We start from the raw sequence: 25,781 nt of genomic DNA on the forward strand, positions 1-25,781 counted from the left end.
TCCGCAGGCATGCGGATCCTTCTGGTCGGTGCGGGCGGGGTCGGGGGCGCGAGCGCCGCGGTGGCGGCCCGCCGGGGGTTCGTCGAGGCGATGGTGGTGGCCGACTACGAGCTCGGCCGGGCCGAGGCCGTCGTCGCGAAGGTGGGTGATCCCCGGTTCGTCGCCGCGCGGGTCGACGCCGCGGACCGCGGCGCCGTCGAGGAGCTGATCCGGGCGCACCGGGTCGACGCCGTGCTGAACGCCTGCGACCCCCGCTTCGTGATGCCGCTGTTCCGGGCCTGTCTCGCCACCCGGGTGACCTATCTGGACATGGCGATGTCCATGTCGGACGTCGCGTCGGGTCGGATGCTCGGGGAGGAGCAGTTCGCGCTGGCCGAGCGGTTCGCCGAGGTGGGCGTGCTGGCGCTGGTGGGGATGGGGGTGGAGCCCGGGCTGTCGGACGTCTTCGCCCGCTACGCCGCCGATCACCTGTTCTCCGAGGTGCACGCGTTCGACGTCCGGGACGGCGCGAACCTCGCCGTGCCCGGTCGCGGATTCGCCCCGCCCTTCTCGATCTGGACGCTGATCGAGGAGTGCCTGAACCCGCCGGTCGTCTGGGAGCGCGGGCGCGGCTGGTTCACCACCGAGCCGTTCTCCGAGCCCGAGGTGTTCGACTTCCCGGCCGGGATCGGGCCGCTGGAGTGCGTGAACGTCGAGCACGAGGAGGTGCTGCTGATCCCGCGGTGGCTCGACGCGCAGCGGGTCACGTTCAAGTACGGCCTCGGCGCCGAGGTGATCGGGGTGCTGCGGATGCTGCACGAGCTGGGCCTCGACGCGACCACGCCGGTGAAGGTCCGCGCGGGCGACGGGTACGCCGAGGTCAGCCCGCGCGAGGTGGTCGCCGCCTGCCTCCCGGACCCGGCGACGCTGGAGATGACCGGCACGACCTGCGCCGGCGTGCGGGTGACCGGGCTCGGCCCCGACGGCGCGCCCCGCGCGGTCTACCTGCACCACGTCGTCGACAACGAGTGGTCGATGCGCGAGTACGGCTGCCAGGCGGTGGTGTGGCAGACCGGCGTCAACCCGGTGGTGGCGTTGGAGCTGATCGTGACCGGGGTGTGGGCGGGCGCCGGGGTCCGCGGCCCCGAGTCCTTCGACGCGCGACCGTTCCTCGACCTGCTGACGGCCTACGGCTCGCCCTGGGCGCTCCGCGAGGACCGCATTATGGAGCCATAACTGCCGTGTCGACCCCCGGAAATGGCCATTATGGCTCCATAATGCGTTCAGCCGGGGAGGTCGAGGGCCGGGTTGCTGCGGAAGAAGCCCGTCGGCTTGAGGTCGAAGCGCACCGTGTCCACGGGCATCACCGGCCAGTCCTCCGGCCGGGGGACGTGGTGGATGCCGAAGACGTACCAGAGCACGACGTCCTCGTTCTCGATCCCGCGGTCCTCCGCCGTCCACTCGGGCAGGCCCGTGTCCTCCGCGGACTGCACCACGAACTCGCCGCAGGGCCACCGCTCGTCGCGCGCGAAGGGGGTCACCCAGAGCTGGTGGGCGATGGCCCGGGCCCGGCGCAGGACGGGGGCGTGCTCGGGCAGGAGCGGCGGGATCGCCGCGCCCGGGACCAGCGTGTACGCGGTCCCACGCTCCGGGTTGACGACCTTCCACGTGCGTTGGGTCGCCCAGGACACGTCCTGGATCCCCTCCTGCTCCGTGCGCAGCGGGACGCGGCGCTGCCGCAGCCCCATGCCGGTGGGGTCGTCCGGCACGAGCTCGGTCTCGCTCATGACGACGGTGTTCCGCTCGCCGTCGACGTCCAGGTCCAGCCGCGCGACGATGAAGTGCTGGTGGATCGGCGCGTAGGTCCGGGTGTCGACGACCGTGCCGTACTCGGGCGCCTCCCCGACGAACGGCGTGGTCACCATGATCCCCGTGGCGCGGACCTCGCACTCGATGCGGCCGTCGAGGTACAGGCGCCAGTAGATCAGGTAGTCGTAGTTCGCCACGGTGACGTGCGAGGAGATCACCAGCCGCCGGGACCGGCGGACCTCCGCGCCCCGCTCGCCGTCCACGTGCTTCCACAGCACGCCGTCGTCCTCCTCGTGGAGGCAGATCGCGTTCGGGATCTCGACGGGCTCGCCCGCCGAGTCGTTGACGCAGGCGTCGAGATAGCGGATCTCGCCGAGGCAGTCGCAGCCCAGGGTGAGCGAGGTCGTCATGAAGCCGAGGCCCCACTCGCCGATGTCGAAGGCGGTGCGGTCGGCGTGCTCGGGCGTCGGGTCACGGTAGGGGACGACCATCTCGGCGAAGCTCAGCCGGTGGGCGACGGGCCGCTCGTCCCACCGCAGCTGGTGCAGGACCAGCCCCTCGCGCGGGGTGAAGCCGACGCGCAGGTTCCAGTTCGCCCAGGTCAGCCCGTACCCGTCGAGGGCGAACGACGGGCCGTCCGGCTGGTGGATGTGCAGGGGCCGCAGCGGCTCGCGGGTCGGGAGGTCGGTGTGATCGGCGGCGTACTCGGCGGTGACCTCCGGGCGCCCCGGGTCGCCGCGGTCGACGATCTCGCGCAGCTCCATGGTGTTCAGGTCGACGATCAGCTTCAGGCCGGCCACGGGGTGCGCGTACGGGTTGGCGCCGGGGGCCGCGCGCAGCCAGACGTCGCACCAGCCGACGCGGCCCGGGTAGGGGGCGTCCGCGCCGTAGGTCCAGACGTCGACCAGGGTCAGCGACGGATCGTCGATCCCGCGCCCGCGCAGCGCGGCGACCACGTCGGGGTGGGCCCGCATCGCCGCGTCGCACTCGTGCCACTCGTCCACCGTGACGTTCGGCTGCACCCCGGGCACGATCGCCCAGTCGAGGACGGACCCGCCGGTCAGCGACACGACGGCGCGGACCACGGTCCCCTCCCGCAGGTTCCACGCGGTCACCGCGGCCTCGCGCAGCACGGAGTGCCCCGGCCGGTGCCCGGCGACCACGTCCTTGCGCGGCTCGACGAGCGCGATCGTGGCGATCCGCCAGTCCGGCCGGGCGACGCCCTCCGCGCGCAGGATCGCGGCGGCGGCGCGGATCTCGTCGGCGGACAGCGGATCCAGCGGATGGGTCACGAGCGTGAGTATGCGGCTCCGCCGCTCGTGAGTGGTAAGTGGTGCTCTGGCACCACTTACCACGCACGGGCGGGGTCAGGCGGGGGTGTAGGCGGGGCGGGCGACCACGAGGTCGTGGACGAACCGGAGCTTGTCCAGCACCGCGGGGGCGAGGACGAACGGGTAGAGGTCCTCGTAGCCCATCGACCGGTTGACCATGTTCAGCGCCGTGGTGAGCGGCAGCCAGGCCGCGACGATCGCGTCGAAGTCCTTCTCGGACTCCTCGGGCTCGGCGGAGAGCGGGCCGTCGACGCTGATGCCGAAGGCCGCGGCGGTCTGCGAGGTGTCCCGGATGTGCAGGTAGTGGGCGAAGGTCTCCGCCCAGTCCTCCCACGGGTGCATGGTGGCGTAGGCGGACACGTGGGTGTCCTCCCAGCCGGTCGGGGTGGAGTCGTAGTGCTTCTCGAGCGCCTCGGCGTAGGAGTAGGTCTCGTCGCCGAACAGCGAGCGGAACTCCGCGAGCGGACCGCCCCGGCCGACGAGCACCTCCCAGTACCAGTGCCCGGTCTCGTGCCGCAGGTGCCCGAGCAGGGTCCGGTAGGGCTCGGCGAGCTGCACGCGCATCTGCTCGCGGTGCCCGGCGTCCCCCTCGGCCAGGTCGAGGGTCACCACGCCCGACGCGTGTCCCGTCGTCACCGGCTCCCGAGCGCTGGACAGCAGGTCGAAGGCCAGGCCCCCGACGGGGTCCGTCACCCGGTCGGCGAGCGGGAGGCCCAGGTCGTCGAGCTGGTAGACCAGGCGGCGCTTGGCCTGCTCGGTGAGGGCGAAGGCGGCCATGCCGTCCGCGTCGTCGTCCGCGGGGCGGGTCCGGGTCAGCGCGCAGGAGTCGCAGAGCGGGCCGTGGTCGGCGAGCCAGTTGCAGGTCGCGGCGACCACGTTCGCGCACGGCGTGCCCTCGCTCGTGCGGACCATCGCCCGGGCCGGGCGGGAGTAGCTGATCTCCGTGGAGCAGTGCAGACAGACGGAGTTCTCGAAGTAGACGAGCGAGGAACAGTTCGGGCAGGAGAAGGCGCGCACGGCGCTTCTTACCCCTCCTCGACCCGTTCCATGTCCACGGACACCGCCATCACACTCTCGGCCGAGTCCGTGAAGATCACGCCCTTGAGCGGGGGCACGTCGCCGTAGTCGCGGCCGTGGGCGAGCACCACGAACTGCTCGTCGACCACGCGGTCGTTCGTCGGGTCGAGATCGAGCCAGCCGTCCCCGGTCCACACCGAGAACCACGCGTGCGAGGCGTCGACGCCGCGCAGCTTCGGCTTTCCGGGCGGCGGCAGGGTCTCCAGGTACCCGCTGACGTAGCGGGCGGGCAGCCCGCGGCTGCGCAGCCCGGCCACCGCGAGGTGCGCGAAGTCCTGGCAGACGCCCTCGCCGCCGGTCAGCAGGTCGGTGACCGTGGACCGGACGGTGGTCGACCCGGAGACGTAGTCGAAGTCGTCGTGGATGCGGCGGCACAGGTCCGCGGCGGCCTCCCCGAGCGGGCGCCCGGGCGGGAAGGACGGCGCGGCGTACGCGGCGACGCCCACCTGCACCGGCAGCCGGGGGCTCGGCAGGACGAACGGCCGGGCCTCGACGGGCACGGCCGCGCGCACCTGCTCCCACGGCCGCAGCGCGGGCGGCACCACCGCCCGGTCCACGGTGACGGTGCTCTGCGCGAGGACGGTCAGCTCGCGGTGCGGGCGGCGCACGCAGAAGTACGTGGAGCGGTTGCCGAAGGCGTCCGTGTGCTCGCGCAGCTCGTCCGGCTCCGGGTCCAGGCGCACCCGGGCGTCGGCACACCGCTGGTCGGGCTGGGTGCGGGGGAGCAGGTGGGCGCGCCCGAAGCTGGTCGTGACGTCGTCGTCGTAGGTGTAGGTGGTCCGGTGGGTGACCCGGTAGGTCGTCACGAGGCCACCGCCACCAGCGGGTCGTAGGGCCGCGGCCCGGGGGCGGGGGCGAAGTGCGCGGCGGCGATCTCGTCCGCCAGTCGGTCGAGGTCGGCGCCGAGGCCGGTGAGCAGGGCGCGCAGCGCGGGGCGGGTGCCGCTGGCCGAGTCCCGGGCCGCGACGGCGACGAGGTCGGCCTCGGCGAGGGCGCGGACCGCGGCGTCGAGCGCCTCCGGGACCGTGCCGGGCAGGTGCGCGAGGTCGTCGGTGAGCCGGGCGAGCTGGTAGGCGACCGCGCGCGGGTTCTCCCCGTCGGTGAGCAGCAGCGCGAGCAGGGGGGCGACGCCGGGTCGGCCCGCGTTGCGCCGCCGGTGGGTGATCACGGACTCGGCGGCGATCGTCACCGACTCCACGACGAGCCGGTCCGCCGTGCCGCGGGGCGCGTCGCACAGCGTCGCCCCCAGCAGCGCGACGACGTGCTGGGCGCGCTCGATCCGGCGTCCCGCGTCGAGCAGCCGCCACCCGGCGTCTCGGACCAGCGACTCCGCGGCGATGCCCGCGAGGGCCAGCAGCGCCTCCAGGACCCGGTTGAGCCCGTCCGAGGCGTCCTCGGTGGTGATGTCGGCGAGCACGGCGTCCAGCCGGCCCAGGACCAGCCAGGTGTCGGTGGACAGCAGCTCGCGGACGGCCTGCGCGGCGCGGGTGAGCCGGTGCACGGCGAACCCGAGGGTGCCCGCGCGGTCCCGGTCGCGGAGCAGTGACCGCAGCTCGGCGCTGATCGCGGCCGGGCCGTCCGGGGCCACCCGGTGGGCGTCGGCGAGCAGCGGGCCGAAGCCCGGTGCGGTGCGGGTGGTCGCCGTGGTGGCCGTCAGCAGGGCGCGCAGCGCGTTGGCGCCCGCGGGATCCGGGGTGGACTGGAAGTCCGCCCAGCGATCGGTGACCGCGCGCAGCAGCCGCGCGGTGTCCTCGGCCCGCTCCGAGTAGCGGCCCAGCCAGAACAGGTCCTCGGCGACGCGCGGGGACACCCCGCCGGGCGCAGGCGCGGGCACCGCCTCGTCGGTGCCGAACACCGGCCGCCCGGTGGGCTCGGCGCGCTCGCCGACCACCCAGACGTCCTTGGCGGGCGTCGCGACCCCGTCGCGGAGCAGGGTGCCCGCCGGGACCGAGCCCAGGCCACCGTCGAGCACCTCCCAGCCGGTGCCGGAGGCGACGGTGAAGGTCCGCAACGCGACCGGCCGGTCCGCGGCACCCGCGTCGGTGATCGTGGGCGCCGTGGACAGGACGGGCTCGCGCTGTGCGGCCCAGGCGTGCGGCTCGGCGGCGATCCGGGCGAGCAGGTCCTCGCGCTGCGCGCCGGAGAGCCCCGCACCGCGGACGGCCTGCCCGCCGCGGACGACCGGGGTGAGCACCAGCTCGTCGAGACGGGCGCGGACGTGGGCGAACGCCCGCGGGTCGCCGCACCACCAGGTGGGTGTCCCGGGCAGCAGCAGCTCCTCGCCGAGCAGGGCGCGGCAGAGCGCGGGCAGGAACGGGACCAGGCCGGGGTTCTCCGCGACGCCCGCGCCGAGGCCGTTGAGCACCGAGACCGTGCCGAGCCGCGCGGTCTCGACCAGCCCGGGGACCCCGAGCCGGGAGTCCGGGCGCAGGTCGAGGGGGTCGCACCACTCGGCGTCGAGCCTGCGCAGCACGACGTCCACGGGGTCCAGCCTGCCCAGCGTGTGCTGCCAGAGCCTGCCCTCGCGGACCGTGAGCTCGGAGCCGAGCACCAGCGGCACGCCGAGCAGCGCGGACAGCAGGGCCTGCTCGTAGGCGGTCTCGGAGTCCGGGCCGGGGTTGAGCAGCACGACCCGCTGGTCCTCGGGATCCCGCCCGCCGCGCAGGCCCGTGCGCATGGCCTCGAAGAACGGGCCCAGCCTCCGGATCCCGGAGCGACGGTGCAGCGCCGAGAGCACCCGCGCGACGACCCGGCGGTTCGCCATCGCGTACCCGGCGCCGGACGGGGCCTGGACGCGGTCGTCGAGCACCACCCAGCCGTCGGGGGAGCGGCCCAGGTCCACCGCGGACAGGAACAGCTCGCGGCGTGCGGGGGCCCCGGCGGGGCGGCGCCACGCGTGCAGGTAGCCCGGGTGCCCGTCGACGACCTCCACCGGCAGCAGCCCGCGGGTGATCACCGAGCGGGGGCCGTAGAGGTCTCGCAGGAGCCGGTCGAACAGCTCGGCCCGCTGGGCCACGCCGCGTTCGAGGCCCGCCCACTCGGCGCCGTCGATGATCAGCGGCAGCGGGTCGAGCTCCCAGAGCTGCTCGGTCTCGGCACCGGGCGGGTGGTAGGCGACCCCGTCGTCCGCCAGCAGCCGCCGGGTGTCCGCCCGGCGGGCCGCCAGGCCGTCCGGACCCGCGCCGTCGAGCACCCCGGCGAGCCCGGCCCAGAGAGGCCGGACGGCGCCGGTGCCGTCCCGCATCTCGTCGTGCACGGTCACCTCTGGTTGTGGCGGCGGAGATCGAGGGTTCGGGGGTACTCGCCGGTCGGGTCAGCCTTCCACAGGCTGGTGTCGACGGGTCCGGGCGAGTGCCCGTACGGGGTGAATCGGGCGTTGCGGCGGGCCTCGGCCTCGTTCGCGTTGACCGGGTAGTGCTCGTAGGCGCGGCCGCCGGGGTGGACGACGTGGTAGGTGCAGCCGCCCAGCGAGCGCTCGTTCCAGGTGTCGACCAGGTCGAAGACCAGCGGCGAGTGCACGCCGATCGTGGGGTGCAGCGCGGACGGCGGGGCCCACGCCCGGTAGCGGATCCCCGCCACCCGGCCGTCGGAGGTCGCGGCGGGGTGCAGCGGCACCGGCACGCCGTTGCAGGTCACGACGTAGCGCTCCGACAGCGCCCCGGTGACCTCGATCTGCACCCGCTCGACGGAGGAGTCCACGTACCGCGCGACGCCGCCGGAGGACATCTCCTCGCCCAGCACGTGCCACGGCTCGATCGCGCTGCGCAGCTCCAGGGTGGTGCCCGCCACCTCGACCCGGCCCAGCCGCGGGAAGCGGAACTCCAGGAAAGGGTCCAGCCAGCTCTTCTCGAACGCGATGCCGTGCTCGTTCAGGTCCGCGACCACCTCGGTGACGTCCGCCTCGACGAACGCCGGGAGCAGGAACGCGTCGTGCAGGCGGGTGCCCCAGCGGACGAGCTTCCCGCGGTAGGGGTCGGCCCAGAACCGCGCGACGAGCGCCCGCACGAGGAGCGCCTGGACCAGCGCCATGTCCGGGTGCGGGGGCATCTCGAAGCCGCGCAGCTCGAGCAGGCCCAGCCTGCCGCGCTCGGAGTCGGGGCTGAACAGCTTGTCGATGCAGAACTCGGCGCGGTGGGTGTTGCCGGTGATGTCGGTCAGCAGGTGGCGCAGGGCGCGGTCGACGTGCCAGGGCCGGATCTCGCCCGTGCCGTCGTTCTTCTGGGCGAGCCGGTCCAGCTCGGCGAACGCGATCTCCAGCTCGTAGAGGGTCTCGTGGCGGCCCTCGTCGACCCGCGGCGCCTGGCTGGTGGGGCCGATGAACGTGCCGCTGAACAGGTAGGACAGGCTCGGGTGCTGCTGCCAGTAGGTGAGCATCGAGACGAGCAGGTCCGGTCTGCGCAGCAGCGGGCTGTCCGCCGGGGTGGGGCCGCCGAGGGTGATGTGGTTGCCGCCGCCGGTGCCGGTGTGGCGGCCGTCGAGGGCGAAGGACTCCGCCCCGAGCCCGACCTCGTGCGCCAGCCGGTGCAGCGTGCCGGTCAGCTCGGTGAGCTCCGGCCAGCTGCCGGTCGGGTGCACGTTCACCTCGATGACGCCGGGGTCCGGGGTCACCGTGAGGGTGCGGGTGCGCGGGTCGCCGGGTGGGGCGTAGCCCTCCAGCACCACCGGCACGCCGGCCTCGCGGGCGGCGTGCTCGACCACCCCGAGGAGCTCGACGGCGTGGGCGGCCTCGGCCAGCGGGGGCAGGAAGACGTGGACGTGCCCGCCCCGCTCCTCGACGACCAGTGCGGTGGTCGGGGCCTCCTCGCGCGGGACCACCGTGGCGGGGGTGGCGACGGTGCCGGGGGACGTGGTCGGGAGCGGCGGGCGGACGCGGAAGCTCGACGGGTCCGGCTGCCCCGGCGCCGGGGTCCAGGCCAGGGCCGCGATGGGCATGCGCAGGCCCGCGGGGGAGTCGCCGGGGACCAGGGTGACCCGGCCGCGGCGGGTGGTCCAGGTCGTCGTGCCCCAGGTGTCCTCCTCGGTGCGGTGCAGCGGGACCGCCCAGGCCACCGGCTCCGGGGTGGCGGCGTCGAGCCGGTCGACGATCGCCAGGCGCGCGTCCCGGTCCAGCGGCTCCTCCGGGTCGACGTCCGCCGCGGGCGGCTCGCCGTCGGGCAGCCGCGCCTCGGCGACGACCTCGTGCAGCCGGTCCTCGTAGAGCGGGTGGACGTGCTCCGGCTCGATCCCCAGCAGCTCCGCGCTGCCCGCGGCGACCCGGGCGGCGTCCGCCGCGGTGGCCGTGCCCGGCTCGGACGGGGTCGCCAGCAGGGACTGGTCGCCCCAGAGCGGCTCGCCGTCCGCCCGCCAGATCAGCGCGGTCTGCCAGCGCGGCAGCGGCTCGCCCGGGTACCACTTCCCCTGCCCGCGGTGGACCACGCCGTCGGGGGCGTAGTGGGCCTTGAGCCTCGCCGCGAGCGCGTCCGCCATGCGGCGCTTGTCCTCGCCGTCCGCCGCGACGGTCCATTGCGGACTGGCCATGTCGGTCGTCGAGACGAAGGTCGGCTCGCCGCCCATGGTCAGCCGGACGTCCCCCGCCTCGAGGAGGTCGTCGATCCGGCCGCCCAGCACCGCGATGCGCTCGCGCTGCGGCTCCGAGTAGGGCGCCGTGACCCGCGGGTCCTCGTGGATCCGGGTGACCGTGTTGGAGAAGTCCAGGGTGGACACGCACGGGTCGATCAGCCCGGAGATGGGGGCCGCGTGCCGGGGCGACGGAGTGGCGGCGAGCGGGATGTGGCCCTCGCCCGCCAGCAGCCCGGACGTGGCGTCGAGCCCGATCCACCCGGCGCCCGGGACGAACACCTCGGCCCAGGCGTGCAGGTCGGTGAAGTCCTGGTGGAAGGTGGGCGCGGGCACCCCGGGCACGGCGTCGGGCGCGAGCTGGACGAGGTAGCCGGACACGAACCGGGCGGCCAGGCCGAGCTCGCGCAGCAGCGCGACGAGCAGCCACGCCGAGTCGCGGCACGACCCGATGCCCCGGGTCAGGGTCTCGTCCGGGGTCTGGACGCCGGGCTCCATGCGGACCGAGTAGTCCACGACGTCACGCACCGCGCGGTTGACGTCGACGAGGAAGGACACGATCGGGGCGTCGGACCGGGGGATGCGGCCGAGCAGCGTCTGCAGGGGCGCGCCGTGCTCGACCCGGCGCAGGTAGGGCTCCAGGTCCGCGCCGAGCTCGGCCGGGTAGGCGAAGCCGAAGCGCTCGGCGTACTCCTCGAGGAAGAAGTCGAACGGGTTGATCACCGTCATGTCCGCGACGAGGTCGACGGTGAACGTGAGGCTCGTGGCGGGCTCCGGGAAGACCACCCGGGCCAGCTGGTTGGAGTGCGCGTCCTGCTGCCAGTTCACGAAGTGCGGCGACGGCTCGACCGTGAGCGAGTAGCTCTCGACCGGCGTGCGACAGTGCGGCGCGGGACGCAGGCGCACGGTGTGCGGCCCGATCTTCACCGGACGGTCGAACGCGTAGTGCGTGCGGTGCTCGAGGGCCACGCGGATGCTCACGTGGGTGGATTGTTCCCGGTCCGGGCCCGTCGGACGTTGCGCACAGGTGACAGATCACAGGGGGAGCCCGCCGGGGCGGAGTGACGGCGGTCGCCGTTTACCCTGGTGGGGTGGACACACCCACCGTGCTCGTCGTGGACTTCGGCGCCCAGTATGCGCAGCTCATCGCCCGTCGGGTGCGGGAGGCGCAGGTCTACTCGGAGATCGTGCCGTCGTCGACCCCCGTCGCCGAGATCATCGCCAGGAGACCGGCCGCGGTGATCCTCTCGGGCGGGCCGTCCTCGGTCTACGCCGAGGGGGCGCCGCCGGTCGATCCCGCCCTCTTCGAGGCCGGGATCCCGGTCTTCGGCATGTGCTACGGCTTCCAGGCCATGGCGCAGGCCCTCGGCGGCGAGGTCGCGCCGGACGGGACCCGCGAGTACGGGCGCACGTCCGTCCACGTCGAGGCCTCCGGGGTGCTGCACGCGGGCCTGCCCGCCGAGCACCCGGTGTGGATGTCGCACGGTGACTCCGTGACCCGCGCGCCCGAGGGCTTCACCGTGACCGCGTCGACGGACCGCGTGGCGGTGGCGGCCTTCGAGGACACCGAGCGCAGGCTCGCCGGCGTGCAGTACCACCCCGAGGTCGGGCACTCCCCGCACGGCCAGGAGGTGCTGCGCCGCTTCCTGCACGAGGTCGCGGGAATCCGCCCGTCGTGGACCACCGCCTCGATCATCGACGAGACCGTCGCCGCGATCCGGGAACAGGTCGGAGACGGGCACGCGATCTGCGGGCTCTCCGGCGGGGTGGACTCCGCGGTGGCCGCCGCGCTCGTCCAGCGGGCCATCGGCGACCGGCTGACCTGCGTGTTCGTCGACCACGGGCTGCTGCGGGCCGGGGAGCGCGAGCAGGTCGAGAAGGACTTCGTCGCCGCGACCGGGGCCACACTGCACACGGTGGACGTCGAGGCGCGGTTCCTGGCCGCGCTCGCCGGGGTCACCGACCCCGAGGAGAAGCGCAAGATCATCGGCCGGGAGTTCATCCGGGTCTTCGAGGCGGCGACCGCGGACGTGATCGCGAACAACGGAGCCGACCACCCCGCTGGGCACACTGTCGACTTTCTGGTGCAGGGGACGCTCTACCCGGACGTCGTCGAGTCCGGCGGGGGCACCGGCACCGCCACGATCAAGAGCCACCACAACGTCGGCGGCCTGCCGGACGACATCGAGTTCGCCCTGGTCGAGCCGCTGCGGGCGTTGTTCAAGGACGAGGTCCGCGCGGTCGGCGCCCAGCTCGGCCTGCCCGAGGTCATCGTCGCCCGCCAGCCCTTCCCCGGCCCCGGGCTCGGGATCCGGATCATCGGCGCGGTCGACAAGCAGCGCCTCGAGACGCTGCGGGCGGCGGACGCGATCGCCCGCGAGGAGCTCACGCTCGCGGGCCTCGACCGCTCGATCTGGCAGTGCCCCGTGGTGCTGCTGGCGGACGTCCGGTCCGTCGGCGTGCAGGGCGACGGCCGCACCTACGGCCACCCGGTCGTCCTGCGGCCGGTGAGCTCCGAGGACGCGATGACCGCGGACTGGACGCGCCTGCCCTACGACGTGCTGGAGCGGATCTCCACCCGGATCACCAACGAGGTGGCCGAGGTGAACCGGGTGGTCCTCGACGTCACGAGCAAGCCGCCGGGCACCATCGAGTGGGAGTGAGCGCGGGGCTCAGCGCCGGCTGACGCTGGCGGCCAGCAGCACCAGGCCGAGGGCGATCGCACCCCCGGCGAGGAGCCAGCGGCCGTCGACCCCGAAGTCCGCCGGGGTGCGGCCGACGAACCCCGAGGCCGCGACCCCCAGCGCCACCAGCCCGAGGAGCAGGGTGAACAGGTCCGGCATCCGCCGGGTCCGAGCGGGTCGCTGCTCAGCCACGACGCACCTCCACACTGCCCAGACCGGCCTGCAGGTCGAGCTCGATCGGTCGCCCGGAGCGGACGCCGTCCGCCCCCAGGTCGTCCACCACGGACAGCTGGGCGTCGGTGCCGCCCTGGTCGGTGGTGCCGTACGAGACGTCCCCCAGGTCCGCGTGGGCGCGGACGGTCAGGTCCGCGTCGGCCGGGACGGTCACCACGATCTCGCCCAGCCCGACGCTCGCCGCCGTGCGGATCGGGGTGGCGTCGGCTCCGGAGGGCACCGTGGTGTCCAGCTGGGACAGGTCGAGGGTGATGCTCCCGGCGCTCCGGTCGTAGCGCGGGGCCAGCGCGGCGGCGTCCGTCGGGGCGACGCTGATCTCCCCGACGTCTCGGCTGAGCGTCGGCAGGATCCCGCGGGTCTCGACCGCACCCCAGGTCAGCAGGGCCAGGACCAGGGCGAACGGGATCAGGCCGCGGCCGGTGCGGGCGAACGAGCCGACCACCAGCCCGAGGCCGACGATCGCCAGCGCCGTCGCGAAGACGATCGGCAGGCCCATCAGGCCGGAGGTGAGCATCACCAGCACGCCCGCGACACCGCCGCCCAGCAGCGCCAGCGCGAGGGTGATCGGGGTGAGGCGGGACCGGCGGCGCACGGGCTCGGGAGCGGGCTCGGGCTGCGCGGGCTCGGGCAGGTCCCAGGCGAACGGGGCCGCGCCGAGCGGGTCCCACCCGGGCGGGGTGCCGCGGTCGAGGGGATCGGCGTGGACCTCGGGCGCGCCGACGCCGAGGTGCGCGGTGGGGGCGTCCGGGTCCACGGGGACGGTGGTGTCGGCCGCGTCCTTTGCACTGGCCGCGGATGCGCTCCCGGCCGCACTGGCAGCGGATGCGCCCCCCGCACTGGCAGCGGATGCGCTCCCTGCCGCACTGGCAGCGGATCCGCCCCCCGCACTGGCCGCGGATCCGCCCCCGGCGGCACTGGCCGCGGATCCGCTGCCAGTGCGGCCCGCGGATCCGCCCACCGCACCCGCCGCCGGATCGGTCTGCGGCAGCCCCCGGGAGCCGCGGCTGCGGTGCAGCAGGAACAACAGGACCAGCACGGCGAGCACCGGGAGCACGAACCCGCCGTTGTCCCCCCAGAAGATCCCGCCGGTCGCCACCAGCACCACGCAGGCGGCGATCCACGCCGCCGGGCCGATGCTGTGGCCCGCGGGGCGGGCGCCCGCGCCGTCGAGCGGGTCGTCCTCCTCCGCCGAGGGCAGCAGCAGCCAGCCCGCGACGTAGAACGCGATCCCGATCCCGTACACCGCCGCGACCGCGAACCCGACGCGCACCAGCACGGGGTCGATGTCGTAGCGCCGCGCGATCGCCGCGGCCACACCCGCGACCTTCCGGTCCCGGCGCGGCCGCGCGGGACGCGTCTCCCACATGTCCCGCAACGTCGAGCCGACGTCGGCGGTGTCGAGTTTGCTCATGCCACCGACCCTCCCTCGCGCGTCCCACCCACGGTATCGGGGCCGACCCCGAGAAGCCCCGGGGATCGACCCCGGTGTCCCCGGGGTGCGCGCGTGTGACCATGGAGCCATGACCAGCCCGGCTGTGCCCACCCGTGAGCCGCTCGTGCGGCGCCGCTCCGGGCGGCTCGTCGCCGGGGTGGCGGGCGGGGTGGCCGACCACCTCGGCGTGAACGTCCTCTGGGTGCGGGCCGCGTTCGTCGTGCTGGCGGCGGTCAACGGGGCGGGCATGCTCGCCTACGGCCTGCTCTGGGTGTTCGTGCGGCAGGAGGCCGCGGACGTCACCCGCGAGGTGTCGGCCAAGGAACGCCAGCAGGCGATGGGCCTGGCCGCGCTCGGGATCGGCATCGGCCTGGTCGGGGCCGCGCTGCAGAACCAGATCGTGGGCTGGATCGTCGGGCCGCTGGGGGTCGCGGCGGTCGGCGCCGCCGTCGTCTGGCGGGAGGCCGACGAGGCCCAACGCAGGCGGTGGACCACCGGCGCCCGCAGCGGCTTCCTCGGCGGCGGGCGCAACGCGGTGCTGCGGGTCGTCGCGGGCGGGGTGTTCGTGGCCGCGGGCATCGCGGTGTTCCTGCTGGGCAACCTCAACCTCGGCCAGGTGCAGTTCGGCGTGCTCGTGGTGCTGACGACGGTCGTCGGCATCGGGGTGCTGACCGTGCCCTGGTGGGTGCGGCTGGCCCGGGACTTCGGCGAGGAGCGCCGGGCCCGGATCGTGACCGCGGAACGCGCCGAGATCGCCGCCCACCTGCACGACTCCGTGCTGCAGACCCTCGCCCTGATCCAGAAGCAGTCGCACGACCCGCGGGAGGTGCAGCGCCTGGCCCGCGGCCAGGAGCGCGAGCTGCGGCACTGGCTCTACGGCCCGCAGGGCTACGGCCGGGGCGGGAGCACCCCCGCCCTCGACGAGAGCCTCGCCTCCGCGCTGCAGGTGGCCGCGGCGGAGATCGAGGACACCTACGCGATCACCGTGAACCCCGTGATCGTCGGCGACCGCCCGCTCGACGACGGGCTGCGGGCGCTCGTCCTGGCCGCCCGCGAGGCGATGGTCAACGCGGCCAAGCACGCGCAGGTCGACGAGGTCAGCGTGTACGCCGAAGTCGAGCCGGACGAGGTGAACGTGTTCGTCCGGGACCGGGGAAAGGGCTTCGATCCCGAGGACGTGCCCGCGGACCGCCACGGGCTCGCCGACTCCGTCCACGGCCGGATGGGCCGCCACGGCGGTACGGTCCGGTTGCGCAGCACACCCGGCGAGGGCACCGAGGTGCACCTGGCGATCCCCGTCCTCCAGGAGGAGAAGGCATGACGATCAAGGTCTTCCTGGTGGACGACCACGGGCTCTTCCGCGCGGGCGTGCGGGCCGAGCTGGAACGCGGCGCCGCCGGGGACCCGCCGCTGGAGATCGTGGGCGAGGCGGGGTCGGTCGACGAGGCCGTCGCCGGCATCGCGCACCTCAAGCCGGACGTCGTGCTGCTGGACGTCCACATGCCCGACGGCGGCGGCGCGGCCGTGCTCGCCCGCGTGCGCCCCGCGCAGCCGGACGTCGTGTTCCTGGCGCTCTCGGTGTCCGACGCCGCCGAGGACGTCATCGCCGTGATCCGCGGCGGCGCCCGCGGCTACGTCACGAAGACGATCTCCGCGCGGGAGCTCGGGGACGCCGTGCGCCGCGTCAAGGCCGGGGACCCGGTGTTCTCCCCACGCCTGGCCGGGTTCGTGCTCGACGCGTTCTCCGACCGCCCCGGCGCCGCCCCCGCCGTCGACCCGGAGCTGGACCTGCTGACCAAGCGGGAGCGGGACGTCCTGCGGCTGCTGGCCCGCGGCTACGCCTACAAGGAGATTGCGGGCGAGCTGTTCATCAGCGTGAAGACGGTCGAGACCCACGTGAGCAGCGTGCTCAGGAAGACCCAGCTGTCGAACCGCTACGAGCTCAGCCGCTGGGCGAGCGACCGCCGCCTCGTCTGAGCGCACGATCCCGCGTCCGGTGTCTCGGGTGACACCGGACGCGGGATCCTTCCGCTACTTGCCGCCGAGCAGGCCACCGACGGCGTTCGTCACCGGCGCCAGGGTCTCCTGGACGGGCTCCAGCGTCTTGCCGACGCCGTCGCCGACCGCGCCGACCGTGCTCTCGGTGCTGGACTTGCCCTCGGTGCTGTTCGTGCTCTTCTCCTCGGACCCCTTGTCCGACGGCGTGGACTCGCCGGTCGCGGCGTTGCCGCCGGACGAGGTGTCCAGCAGGCCGGTGACCGGGGACAGCGCGCCGAGGACCGGGCCGGTGACCGGCTCGGTGGCCTTCAGCACGGGCGCGGTCAGCGGGGCCGCGGCCTTGAGGACCGGCGTGGTGACCGGGGCGAGGAGGTCCGCCACCGGCGTAACCGCGGGCTTCACGGCCTCGGCGACCGGCGCGACGACGTTCGTCACCACGGGGGCCACGACCTGCTCGGCGACGGGGGTGGTGAGCGGCGCCGCGGCCGCGGCCAGCGGGGCCACCGCGGGCGCGACGGCCTGCGCCACCCCGCCACCGACCTCGCTCACCGTGCCGGTGACGACGCCCGCGACCGGCGCGACCACCGGCTGCACCGCCTGACCGACACCCGCGACGGCGCCGGTGACCGGGGCCAGGGCGGGGGCTGCGGTCCGGGTGACCGCCTCGGTGGCACCGGTGACGGTGTTCACGACCGGGACGAGCGCGGGCGCGGTGGCCCGGTCCACCGCCCCGACGGTGCCGCCGAGACCCTCGGTGAGGCCGCCCGCCGCGCCGCCGACGGCACCGACGACCGGGGCCAGCCCGTTCGCCGCGCCCTGCGTGATCGGGGTGACCGCGGCGCCCACCGGTCCGGTCACCCCGCCGAGGACGGGACCGGCCGCGCCGCCGACCGCCTGGACCACGCCGCCGACCACGCTGGTCGGGGGTTGCGCGGCCGGGGAGCCGGAGCCGCCGAAGGCCGGGGTGAGCAGGTTCGGAGGCGTGCCGGTGCCGGGGGTGCCGGCACCTCCCGCGGGTGCCGGGGCGCCCGGGGCCTGCGCGACGGGGGCGACCGGCGCGGCCGCCCCGGGCAGCCGCGGACCCTGCACGGGGGCGGCTGCGGCGGCGGGTGCTCCCCCGACCGCGGGGGCGACCGGGTCGAGCAGGACGGCGGGGAAGGCGACGTTCGCCCACGCCGTGGGCGCGGGGAGGCCCGCGTCGAGCGCGTCCGCGGCGAGGACGCTCGACCCGTCGGGCAGACGCATGCCGGGGAAGCTGCCGTCCGCCGTGGAGTGCGCGTCGGAGCTGCCGTCGGAGGCGTTCGTCAGGACCGCGGCGGCGAGCACGCTGCCGGTGGCGACCAGGGCTCCCGCCGCGACGGCGGCCCGGCGGGCGGCCGCGGGGGAGCGCTTGCCGAGCTGGGCGGGCCGGGGCTGGATCGGCCGGTCCAGCGCGTGCGGGGCCCGGCCCTCCCGGCGCAGCAGGGCGCCGACGGAGATGATCTGCCCGGTCAGCGACTCGCCGGGCTCCGGGGTCGCGTGGGTGTGGGCGGGCTCGGCCACCGCGGCCTGCTCGGGGGCGGGTCGCGGGTCGGGGATCCGGGGCAGTCGCCGATGGTCGCCCCCGACCCGGTCGGTGTCCGTCGGCCGGTCCGCGGCGGTGCGCTGGGCCGGAGCGCTGCGGCGCAGCAGCTCGGCCACCGTCACGGGGTGCTGCGGCGGCACCGGGTTGCCGACGCGGTGTTCGTTCGTGGCCACGGACCGACGACCTCCTAGTGGGTGGACAGCGACCCGATCAGGTGTACCCGAGTCGGAAGCCCTCACCAAGTGTCATTCGCCCGTTCACCGCCGGTAACACGTTCGGGGGACGACCCGCTCGTCGAACCCCTGGTACCGCTCGCCGTCCGCACCCTGTGGGGTTCTGCCATACCCGCAGGTCAGGCCGTTGTCACGGGGAGAACGACCTGTTCACGCACGGTGATCGCGGCGTCGCCGCGGTGCACTCAGCGTGAAGTGATCAATTCGGACGAATCAGCCGCCGGTCGGGTACTTGGCGCGCTCCTGCTGCAGCCCGCGGTAACCGACGAACCCACCGCCCAGGGCGAGGATCACGCCGATCACGTCCATGCCGAAGCCGCCGCTGGTGAACAGCAGGCCCAGCAGTGCCACGCCCGCCGCGCCGCCCGCGACCGGCAGCCTGCTCTTCGAGTAGGCCGCGATCTCGGCGCCCGCGGCGCCCTTCTTCTTGGCCGCGTTGTTCAACATCGCGACGTAACCGACATGTCCGAGTGCGGCCAGCAGCCCGACGAGCGCGACCAGCGTGAAGACGATCCCCATGCCCACCACAGTGCCACGCGCACGGTGCTCCGTGCGGGGGATTCCCCCGGGGATTCCTCAGGGGATCCCTCAGGATCGCTCGGCGCCGAGCCGCCCTCGTCCCAAGCGCAGCAGCAGCATGGCGAGCTCCCGGCCCTCGGGGCCGAGCTCGCGGAAGCGGGAGAGCACCTTCATCTCGCGGCTGTAGACGATCCGCGGCCCGCCCGCGGCCATCCGGGCGCGGCCGATCCGCTGCGAGACCTCGGAGCGCCGCTGCACGGCGGCCAGGATCTCGGCGTCGAGCCGGTCGATCTCGACGCGGAGCTCGGCGATCTCGGCGTCGGTGGGGGCGTCGGTGGGAACGGACATCGAGCTACTCCTCGGTGAGTGGAGTCCACCGGCCGGTCGTGCGAGAACCCCGGGTCCGGTGGACTCCGGGGTTCGTGGTCTGCAGCGCGTCAGGTGCCGTCCACGGGTGCCGGAATCCGGTACCCGTAGAGAAATCGCTGCTCGCGGTGCACGACGGACAGTCTGCCACACTCTGTCGGGGGTCGGCGGTACCGTGTTCGACACGATGAGCGCTCTGTTCGAACTTCCCGGCATGGCTGTGCGTGAGCCGAAGACCAAGCGCGGTGCCGCGCTGCTCGAGGGGCTCAACCCCAAGCAGCGCGAGGCCGTCACGCACGCGGGGAGCCCGCTGCTCATCGTCGCGGGCGCGGGATCGGGCAAGACCCGCGTCCTCACCCACCGGATCGGCTGGCTGCTGGCCGAGCGGGGCGTGCACCCCGGCGAGATCATGTCGATCACCTTCACCAACAAGGCCGCGGCCGAGATGAAGGAACGGGTGGACGCGCTGGTCGGGCGCCGCTCGATGGCCATGTGGGTGTCCACGTTCCACTCCATGTGCGTGCGGATCCTGCGCCGCGAGGCCAAGCACCTCGGCGTGCGCAGCGCCTTCTCGGTGTACGACGCGGACGACACCCGCAGGCTCATCGGGATCGTCGCGCGCGACCAGGAGCTGGACCCGAAGAAGTTCGCGCCCCGCGCGCTCGCGGCCCAGATCTCGAACCTCAAGAACGAGCTGATCGACGCCGAGGACTTCGCCGCGCGCGCCTCGAACGAGCACGAGCGCCGGATCGCCGCCGTCTACGCCACCTACCAGGAGCGGCTGCGCCAGGCGAACGCGTTCGACTTCGACGACCTGATCATGGAGACGGTCTCGCTGCTGCAGCGGATGCCCGCCGTCGCCGAGTACTACCGCCGCCGCTTCCGGCACGTCCTGGTCGACGAGTACCAGGACACCAACCACGCGCAGTACGTGCTGGTCCGCGAGCTGGTCGCGCCCGCCACGGCGGGGGCGCAGCCCGCCGAGCTCTGCGTCGTCGGCGACTCCGACCAGTCGATCTACGCCTTCCGCGGCGCGAACATCCGCAACATCGTGGAGTTCGAGCAGGACTTCCCGGACGCGCACACGATCCTGCTCGAGCAGAACTACCGCTCCACCCAGACGATCCTCACCGCCGCGAACCAGGTCATCGCGCGCAACCCCAACCGGCGGGACAAGCGGCTGTGGTCCGAACAGGGGGACGGGGCGAAGATCGTCGGCTACGTCGCGGACAACGAGCACGACGAGGCGAGCTTCGTCGGGCAGACCGTCGACCGGCTCGTCGACTCGGGCGAGTTCCGCAACTCCGACATCGCCGTCTTCTACCGGACCAACGCGCAGTCCCGCGTGTTCGAGGACGTGTTCCTCCGGATCGGGCTGCCGTACAAGGTCGTCGGCGGGGTGCGGTTCTACGAGCGCAAGGAGATCCGGGACGCGCTGGCCTACCTGCGCGTGCTCTCCAACCCGGAGGACACCGTCAGCCTGCGCCGGATCCTCAACGTGCCCAAGCGCGGCATCGGGGACCGCGCCGAGGGGCTGGTCGCGGACTACGCCGAGCGGGAGCGCATCTCGTTCAGCCAGGCCCTGCGCGTCGCGGCCGAGGAGCCCTCGCGGCTGCCCGAGCTGGCGACCCGGTCCCAGCGGAACATCGCCGGGTTCCAGCGGATGCTGGACGACCTGCGCGAGGGCGTGGAGCGCGGGGACGAGACCGCGGACATCCTGGAGAACGTCTACGGCCGCACCGGCTACACCGAGGCCCTGGAGGCCAGCGAGGACCCGCAGGACGGCACCCGGCTGGAGAACCTCGCCGAGCTCGTCACGGTCGCCCGGGAGTTCGCCGGGGACGCGGCCGTCGCGGACCTGGACGACTCGGACGTGGAGGTCGGCGCCCCGCCGCCCGGCTCGCTGGCCGCCTTCCTCGAGCGGGTCGCGCTCGTCGCGGACGCGGACTCCATCCCGGACGACGACCAGGGCATGGTCACCCTGATGACCCTGCACACCGCGAAGGGCCTGGAGTTCCCGGTCGTGTTCCTCACCGGCTGGGAGGACGGGATCTTCCCCCACATGCGCACCCTGGGGGATCCGGACGAGATGGCGGAGGAGCGCAGGCTGGCGTACGTGGGCATCACCCGCGCGCAGCAGCGGCTGTTCCTGTCCCGCGCGATCGTCCGGTCCGCGTTCGGGCAGCCGAGCACCAACCCGGCGTCGAGGTTCCTCGACGAGATCCCGGCCGAGCTCGTCGAGTGGGAGCGCTCCGAGCCCGAGCGCCCGTCCGCACCCGTGGGACGCTTCGGCTTCGGCCGCCGGTCCACCGCGACGGACCGCGGGGACTGGAAGGTGCCCCAGCGCACCATGAACGCGGAGATCCACCTCGAGGTGGGCGACCGGGTCAACCACGACAAGTACGGGCTGGGCACGGTCACGGCGTCCGACGGGGTGGGCAACCGCGCCACCGTCACGATCGACTTCGGCAGCGCGGGCACCGTCCGCCTGATGCTGATCGGCGGCGTCCCGCTGCAGAAGCTGTAGCGCCGGGAGCCCCGGTACCGGGGTACCGGGGTCAGTAGGTGGCGCTGGGCGCTTCGCCGCCGTCCCCGGTGACCGACAGGCCCAGGCGGGTGAGGATCGGGAGCGGGTTCATCTTGTTCTCGCTCGCGTCCCAGATCTCGAAGTGCAGGTGCGGACCGGTGGACTGGCCGCGGTTGCCGACCTCGGCGATCTCCTGGCCCGCCTGCACGGTCTGGCCGACCGAGACCAGCGAGCGGTTGATGTGCCCGTAGACGGTCCGGGTGCCGTCCGGGTGGCGCAGCACCACCCACATGCCGAAGCCGCTGGCAGGACCGGACTCCTCGACCACGCCGTCGGTGAACGCGAAGATCGGCGTGCCGATGGGGGCGGCCAGGTCGATGCCGTAGTGCGTGACGCCCCAGCGGGCGCCGAAGCCGGAGGTGAAGCGGCCCAGGGTGGGCAGCACGTAGGCCTCGCCCTTCGACAGCACCGCCTGCGGGGCGCCGCCCGCGAGCGCGGCGCGGATCGCCTGTGCGGTCTGGGCGAGCTGTTCGCCGATCGCCGCGGCCTTCGTCAGGCTCGCGACCTCGACCTCGGAGTGCTCGTCGAGCACCGGAACGGCCTGGGGGGTCGCGGCGGTGAGCTGGTCGGCGCCGATGGGGCGGGCGACGGCGGTCGTGGGATCGGCGGAGGGGGAGGTCGTGGCGGCGATGTCGTCCACGACCGGGAGCATCGCGTTGGCCGCGAGCCGCTCGTAGGGGTCGGCGGCGACGGCGGGCCCGGCGAGCGCGGTCAACACCGTCTGACCTGCGGCGACCAGCGCGCCGCCCGCACAGGCGGCGACGGTCGCGCGCACGCGCAGTGACGTCTTGGGGGGCGCCGGGAGCCGGTGTCCTCCCGCCGGTCGGGCCGCACGGGGGTATGCGGTCGCCTGCGGGACCGGTCCGGGAGCGCCGCTTGGGGAGCGGTGGCGCGCCACGACCTGCCCTTCTTGTCGGGTCCGCACCACCTCGCGTGACGGCGTGGGCTGGGGAGGCCCGTCCGGTGCCGATTCGGGGTCGGCACCGCGTCGTCGTGATCGCGCTGTGACACGAACGGAGCAAAGGTAGCGGGCCGTCCGGCGGCCGTCCAACCCGGGGTGCGGTGTGTCGCGACCCGATCACGCTCCGGTCACTAGGCGGGCGAGGAGCGCGCGTTCTCCGTCGACGAACGGTTGCGCAGCCTGCGCGCGAGGTGCAGCGGGAGCGCGCCGTGCGCCAGCCGGGAGACCACCCCGTGCACCACCCGCGGGTCGACGGGCATGGCCAGGTGCCCGACGTCGTCGACCTCGAGCTCCTCCACCAGGAGGTCCGGATGGCGCAGCCGGGCGTTGCGCTGCGGGACGATCATCTCGTCGATCCGGCTCCAGACGACCACGAACCGGGTCGGGCAGTCCGGGGCGGGGGCGGCGAGCTCGGCCATGACGTCCGATCCCGGCCGCAGCTGCCGGGCCAGCGGGGTCGGCAGCAGGTAGGCGGTGTTCGTGCCGGTGTGGGGGCTGCCGAGCGTGACGAGCGTGTCCACCGACTCCGCCCCGCCGAGGCACTGCACGTAGTAGCGGGCGATCACGCCGCCCAGCGAGTGCCCGACGATGTGGACCCGGTCCGCGCCGGTCGCCTCGCGCAGCCGCGCGACGTGCTCGGCCACCTCGCGGGCCGCCGACCGCAGGTCGCCGGTGAACAGGCTGTAGTTGACGGCGTGCACCAGCCCGAAGCCGCGGCGGCGCAGCGCCCTGCGGAAGACGGTGAACACGGAGCGGTTGTCCATGATCCCGTGGATCAGCAGGATCGGGGTGCCCGCGGTGTGCGGGTCGGCACAGACGAGGCTGCGCTGCACGGGGTCCAGGTCGTCGGTGCGGTACAGGTCCCGCGGCGCGATCTTCTCGCCCGCCAGGCCGACCGGGTACAGCGCCACGTGCGCGCTCAGCCAGGCCCATTCGAGGGCGATGCCGCGGACCCCGGCGGGGGAGGCGAGGGCGCGGGCGGCGTAGGAGACAGCGGAGAACCCACCGCCGGCCGCCGTGGCCAGGCGGTGCAGTCCGGCCCGGACCGTCGCCATACCCAAGAGTAACCGGGCCACGTCGCTCTCGCGCGGAAACGCGCAGGAAACATCCGAGTGTCCCGTTCTCCTCGCTCTCTGTGACGAGGACGTGTCGACCGGACGACGCCTTGGTCACACCGGTGGCCCCCGCCGACCCGCTCTGCCTGGCACGGGACGTGCACGCAGGGTGGCGGTGAGGCAGCTCACCTGGGCGGATGTCATGTGGGCCGACCCGCATGGCTAGGGTCCTGGACCGGAGTAGGTCTCTGACGTGCGGGCATTCGCGCGGGCGCATCGTTCCCCGCGCAGCCGGCACAGCGACGTGTTGAATCGGGAGAGCCGAGTGGACCTGTACGAGTACCAGGCGAAGGACCTCTTCGCCGCCCACGGAGTCCCGGTGCTTCCGGGCAAGACGGTGGACACGGCCGAGGCCGCCGAGGCCGCCGCCGCCGAGCTGGGCACCGCCGTCGTGGTGAAGGCCCAGGTCAAGACGGGTGGCCGGGGCAAGGCGGGCGGCGTCAAGCTGGCCGAGTCGCCCGCCGAGGCCAAGGAGAAGGCGACCGCCATCCTCGGCCTGGACATCAAGGGCCACACCGTGCACCAGGTGCTGGTGACCACGGCCAGCGACATCGCGGAGGAGTACTACTTCTCCTTCCTGCTCGACCGGTCCAACCGCACCTTCCTGGCCATGTGCTCGGCCGAGGGCGGCATGGAGATCGAGCAGCTGGCCGTCGAGCGGCCGGACGCGCTGGCGCGCATCCCGATCGACGCGATCGCGGGTGTGGACAAGGCGAAGGCGGACGAGATCGTCGCCGCGGGCAAGATCCCCGCCGTGGTGGCCGAGCAGGCCGCGGACGTCATCGTGAAGCTGTGGGAGACCTTCGTCGCCGAGGACGCCACCCTCGTCGAGGTCAACCCGCTGGTGCGCGACCCCGAGGACAAGGTCATCGCCCTCGACGGCAAGGTGACCCTCGACGAGAACGCCGGCTTCCGGCACCCGGCGCACGCCGAGCTCGTCGACGAGCGCACCGAGAACGCGCTCGAGGCGAAGGCGAAGGCCAAGGGCCTGAACTACGTCAAGCTCGACGGCGGCACCGTCGGCATCATCGGCAACGGCGCGGGCCTGGTCATGAGCACCCTGGACGTCGTCGCCTACGCGGGCGAGAAGCACGGCGGCCAGAAGCCCGCCAACTTCCTCGACATCGGCGGCGGCGCGTCGGCGCAGGTCATGGCGGACGGGCTGGACGTCATCCTGGGCGACCCGGACGTCAAGTCCGTGTTCGTCAACGTGTTCGGCGGCATCACCGCGTGCGACGCGGTCGCCAACGGCATCGTCGAGGCCCTGAAGATCCTGGGTGACGGCGCCACCAAGCCGCTCGTCGTCCGGCTGGACGGCAACAACGTCGTCGAGGGTCGCCAGATCCTGGCCGACGCGAACCACCCCCTGGTGACCGTCGTGGGCACCATGGACGACGCGGCCGACAAGGCCGCCGAGCTCGCCGCTGCGGTCTGAGGGAACCTGACATGTCGATCTTTCTGAACGAGAACTCCAAGGTGATCGTCCAGGGCCTCACCGGCTCGGAGGGCACCAAGCACGCCACCAAGATGCTGGCGGCGGGCACGAACATCGTCGGCGGCGTGAACGCGCGCAAGGCCGGCACCACGGTCACCATCGGCGGCAAGGACCTGAAGGTCTTCGGCACCGTCGAGGAGGCCATCAAGGAGACCGGCGCGGACGTCTCGGTCATCTTCGTGCCGCCGAAGTTCGCCAAGGACGCCGTGATCGAGGCCATCGACGCCGCGATCCCGCTCGCCGTGGTGATCACCGAGGGCATCCCGGTCCACGACTCCGCCTACTTCTGGGCGCACGCCGTGGCGAAGGGCAACCAGACCCGGATCATCGGGCCGAACTGCCCCGGCATCATCTCCCCGAGCAAGTCCAACGCGGGCATCATCCCGGCGGACATCGCGGGCCCCGGTCCGATCGGCCTGGTCAGCAAGTCCGGCACGCTGACCTACCAGATGATGTACGAGCTCAAGGAGTTCGGCTTCTCCACCGCCATCGGCATCGGCGGCGACCCGATCATCGGCACCACGCACATCGACGCCCTCGAGGCCTTCCAGGCCGACCCCGAGACCAAGGCGATCGTGATGATCGGCGAGATCGGCGGAGACGCCGAGGAGCGCGCCGCCGCGTACATCAAGGAGAACGTGACCAAGCCGGTCGTCGGCTACGTCGCGGGCTTCACCGCCCCCGAGGGCAAGACGATGGGCCACGCGGGCGCCATCGTCTCCGGCTCGGCGGGCACCGCGCAGGCGAAGAAGGAGGCCCTCGAGGCCGCCGGCGTCAAGGTCGGCAAGACGCCGTCCGAGACCGCCGCGCTGATGAAGGAGATCATCGCAGCGCTGTGACA

Annotated in this window: 19 protein-coding genes; 7 read left to right on the plus strand and 12 right to left on the minus strand. The window is 73.8% G+C overall.

What is annotated here, in order from left to right; genetic code table 11:
• Positions 1-9: 9 nt before the first annotated feature.
• Entirely contained in the window at positions 10-1,215 is a 1,206-nt protein-coding gene (locus tag L3X23_RS30980; protein WP_237196725.1) for a saccharopine dehydrogenase family protein, read from the plus strand.
• Between the two features lie 47 nt (positions 1,216-1,262).
• Here the strand turns inward: L3X23_RS30980 and L3X23_RS30985 are convergent, their stop codons facing one another.
• The 5 genes from L3X23_RS30985 to L3X23_RS31005 all read right to left on the minus strand — a co-directional run bounded on the left by L3X23_RS30985 (position 1,263) and on the right by L3X23_RS31005 (position 10,733).
• Entirely contained in the window at positions 1,263-3,080 is a 1,818-nt protein-coding gene (locus tag L3X23_RS30985; RefSeq protein ID WP_237196727.1) for a primary-amine oxidase, read from the minus strand.
• A gap of 75 nt (positions 3,081-3,155) precedes the next feature.
• Positions 3,156-4,136, minus strand: a complete 981-nt coding sequence (locus L3X23_RS30990; protein ID WP_237196730.1) for a putative zinc-binding metallopeptidase — start codon at positions 4,134-4,136, stop codon at positions 3,156-3,158.
• Between the two features lie 8 nt (positions 4,137-4,144).
• A complete protein-coding gene (locus tag L3X23_RS36400; protein WP_237196732.1) occupies positions 4,145-5,002 on the minus strand; it encodes a transglutaminase family protein in 858 nt (285 codons plus the stop codon).
• Positions 4,999-7,452, minus strand: coding sequence for a circularly permuted type 2 ATP-grasp protein (locus L3X23_RS31000; RefSeq protein WP_237196734.1), 2,454 nt, complete (start codon positions 7,450-7,452; stop codon positions 4,999-5,001). Before L3X23_RS31000 ends, L3X23_RS36400 begins: the two co-directional genes overlap by 4 nt.
• 2 nt (positions 7,453-7,454) lie before the next feature.
• Positions 7,455-10,733, minus strand: a complete 3,279-nt coding sequence (locus L3X23_RS31005) for a DUF2126 domain-containing protein (RefSeq protein ID WP_237196736.1) — start codon at positions 10,731-10,733, stop codon at positions 7,455-7,457.
• A gap of 110 nt (positions 10,734-10,843) precedes the next feature.
• On the opposite strand from L3X23_RS31005, the gene guaA reads away from it, so the two are divergent.
• Positions 10,844-12,415 (plus strand): glutamine-hydrolyzing GMP synthase, encoded by a 1,572-nt coding sequence (gene guaA / locus L3X23_RS31010; RefSeq protein ID WP_237196739.1) that lies wholly within the window; start codon positions 10,844-10,846, stop codon positions 12,413-12,415.
• Positions 12,416-12,424: 9 nt separating this feature from the next.
• On the opposite strand, the gene L3X23_RS31015 is transcribed toward guaA, so the two are convergent.
• Positions 12,425-12,628: a hypothetical protein gene (locus L3X23_RS31015; protein WP_093077179.1), complete on the minus strand. Its 204-nt coding sequence runs from the start codon at positions 12,626-12,628 to the stop codon at positions 12,425-12,427.
• The gene (locus L3X23_RS31020; RefSeq protein ID WP_237196741.1) at positions 12,621-14,081 is read right to left on the minus strand and encodes a PspC domain-containing protein; all 1,461 of its coding nucleotides are present in this window, start codon (positions 14,079-14,081) and stop codon (positions 12,621-12,623) included. The genes L3X23_RS31015 and L3X23_RS31020 overlap by 8 nt, the downstream gene beginning before the upstream one ends.
• A 109-nt stretch (positions 14,082-14,190) precedes the next feature.
• Between L3X23_RS31020 and L3X23_RS31025 the strand changes: the two genes are divergently transcribed.
• Positions 14,191-15,423: an ATP-binding protein gene (locus L3X23_RS31025; RefSeq protein WP_237196743.1), complete on the plus strand. Its 1,233-nt coding sequence runs from the start codon at positions 14,191-14,193 to the stop codon at positions 15,421-15,423.
• A complete protein-coding gene (locus L3X23_RS31030; protein WP_237196745.1) occupies positions 15,420-16,079 on the plus strand; it encodes a response regulator transcription factor in 660 nt (219 codons plus the stop codon). Before L3X23_RS31025 ends, L3X23_RS31030 begins: the two co-directional genes overlap by 4 nt.
• Positions 16,080-16,133: 54 nt before the next feature.
• Here L3X23_RS31030 and L3X23_RS31035 read toward each other — a convergent pair whose 3' ends face one another.
• The 3 genes from L3X23_RS31035 to L3X23_RS31045 form a co-directional block, all read right to left on the minus strand.
• Entirely contained in the window at positions 16,134-17,837 is a 1,704-nt protein-coding gene (locus tag L3X23_RS31035; protein WP_237196746.1) for a hypothetical protein, read from the minus strand.
• A 273-nt stretch (positions 17,838-18,110) separates the two neighbouring features.
• Positions 18,111-18,416, minus strand: a complete 306-nt coding sequence (locus L3X23_RS31040) for a hypothetical protein (protein WP_237196748.1) — start codon at positions 18,414-18,416, stop codon at positions 18,111-18,113.
• A 69-nt stretch (positions 18,417-18,485) separates the two neighbouring features.
• Positions 18,486-18,764 (minus strand): chorismate mutase, encoded by a 279-nt coding sequence (locus L3X23_RS31045; protein ID WP_093077192.1) that lies wholly within the window; start codon positions 18,762-18,764, stop codon positions 18,486-18,488.
• Between the two features lie 205 nt (positions 18,765-18,969).
• Here L3X23_RS31045 and pcrA point away from each other — a divergent pair, with 205 nt between their 5' ends.
• Positions 18,970-21,309: a DNA helicase PcrA gene (gene pcrA / locus L3X23_RS31050; protein ID WP_237196750.1), complete on the plus strand. Its 2,340-nt coding sequence runs from the start codon at positions 18,970-18,972 to the stop codon at positions 21,307-21,309.
• A 31-nt stretch (positions 21,310-21,340) separates the two neighbouring features.
• Here pcrA and L3X23_RS31055 read toward each other — a convergent pair whose 3' ends face one another.
• On the minus strand, positions 21,341-22,144 hold the full coding sequence (locus L3X23_RS31055) for a M23 family metallopeptidase (protein ID WP_237196752.1): 804 nt from the start codon (positions 22,142-22,144) through the stop codon (positions 21,341-21,343).
• 317 nt (positions 22,145-22,461) lie between these two features.
• The gene (locus L3X23_RS31060; RefSeq protein ID WP_093077195.1) at positions 22,462-23,385 is read right to left on the minus strand and encodes a triacylglycerol lipase; all 924 of its coding nucleotides are present in this window, start codon (positions 23,383-23,385) and stop codon (positions 22,462-22,464) included.
• Positions 23,386-23,710: 325 nt separating this feature from the next.
• Here L3X23_RS31060 and sucC point away from each other — a divergent pair, with 325 nt between their 5' ends.
• The gene (sucC, locus tag L3X23_RS31065) at positions 23,711-24,880 is read left to right on the plus strand and encodes an ADP-forming succinate--CoA ligase subunit beta (protein ID WP_093077198.1); all 1,170 of its coding nucleotides are present in this window, start codon (positions 23,711-23,713) and stop codon (positions 24,878-24,880) included.
• Between the two features lie 11 nt (positions 24,881-24,891).
• Positions 24,892-25,779, plus strand: coding sequence for a succinate--CoA ligase subunit alpha (gene sucD / locus L3X23_RS31070; protein ID WP_237196753.1), 888 nt, complete (start codon positions 24,892-24,894; stop codon positions 25,777-25,779).
• The last annotated feature ends 2 nt before the right edge of the window (positions 25,780-25,781 follow it).

This window comes from Pseudonocardia sp. WMMC193 (genome assembly GCF_021728735.1).
GTDB classification, from domain to species: Bacteria; Actinomycetota; Actinomycetes; order Mycobacteriales; family Pseudonocardiaceae; genus Pseudonocardia; species Pseudonocardia oroxyli.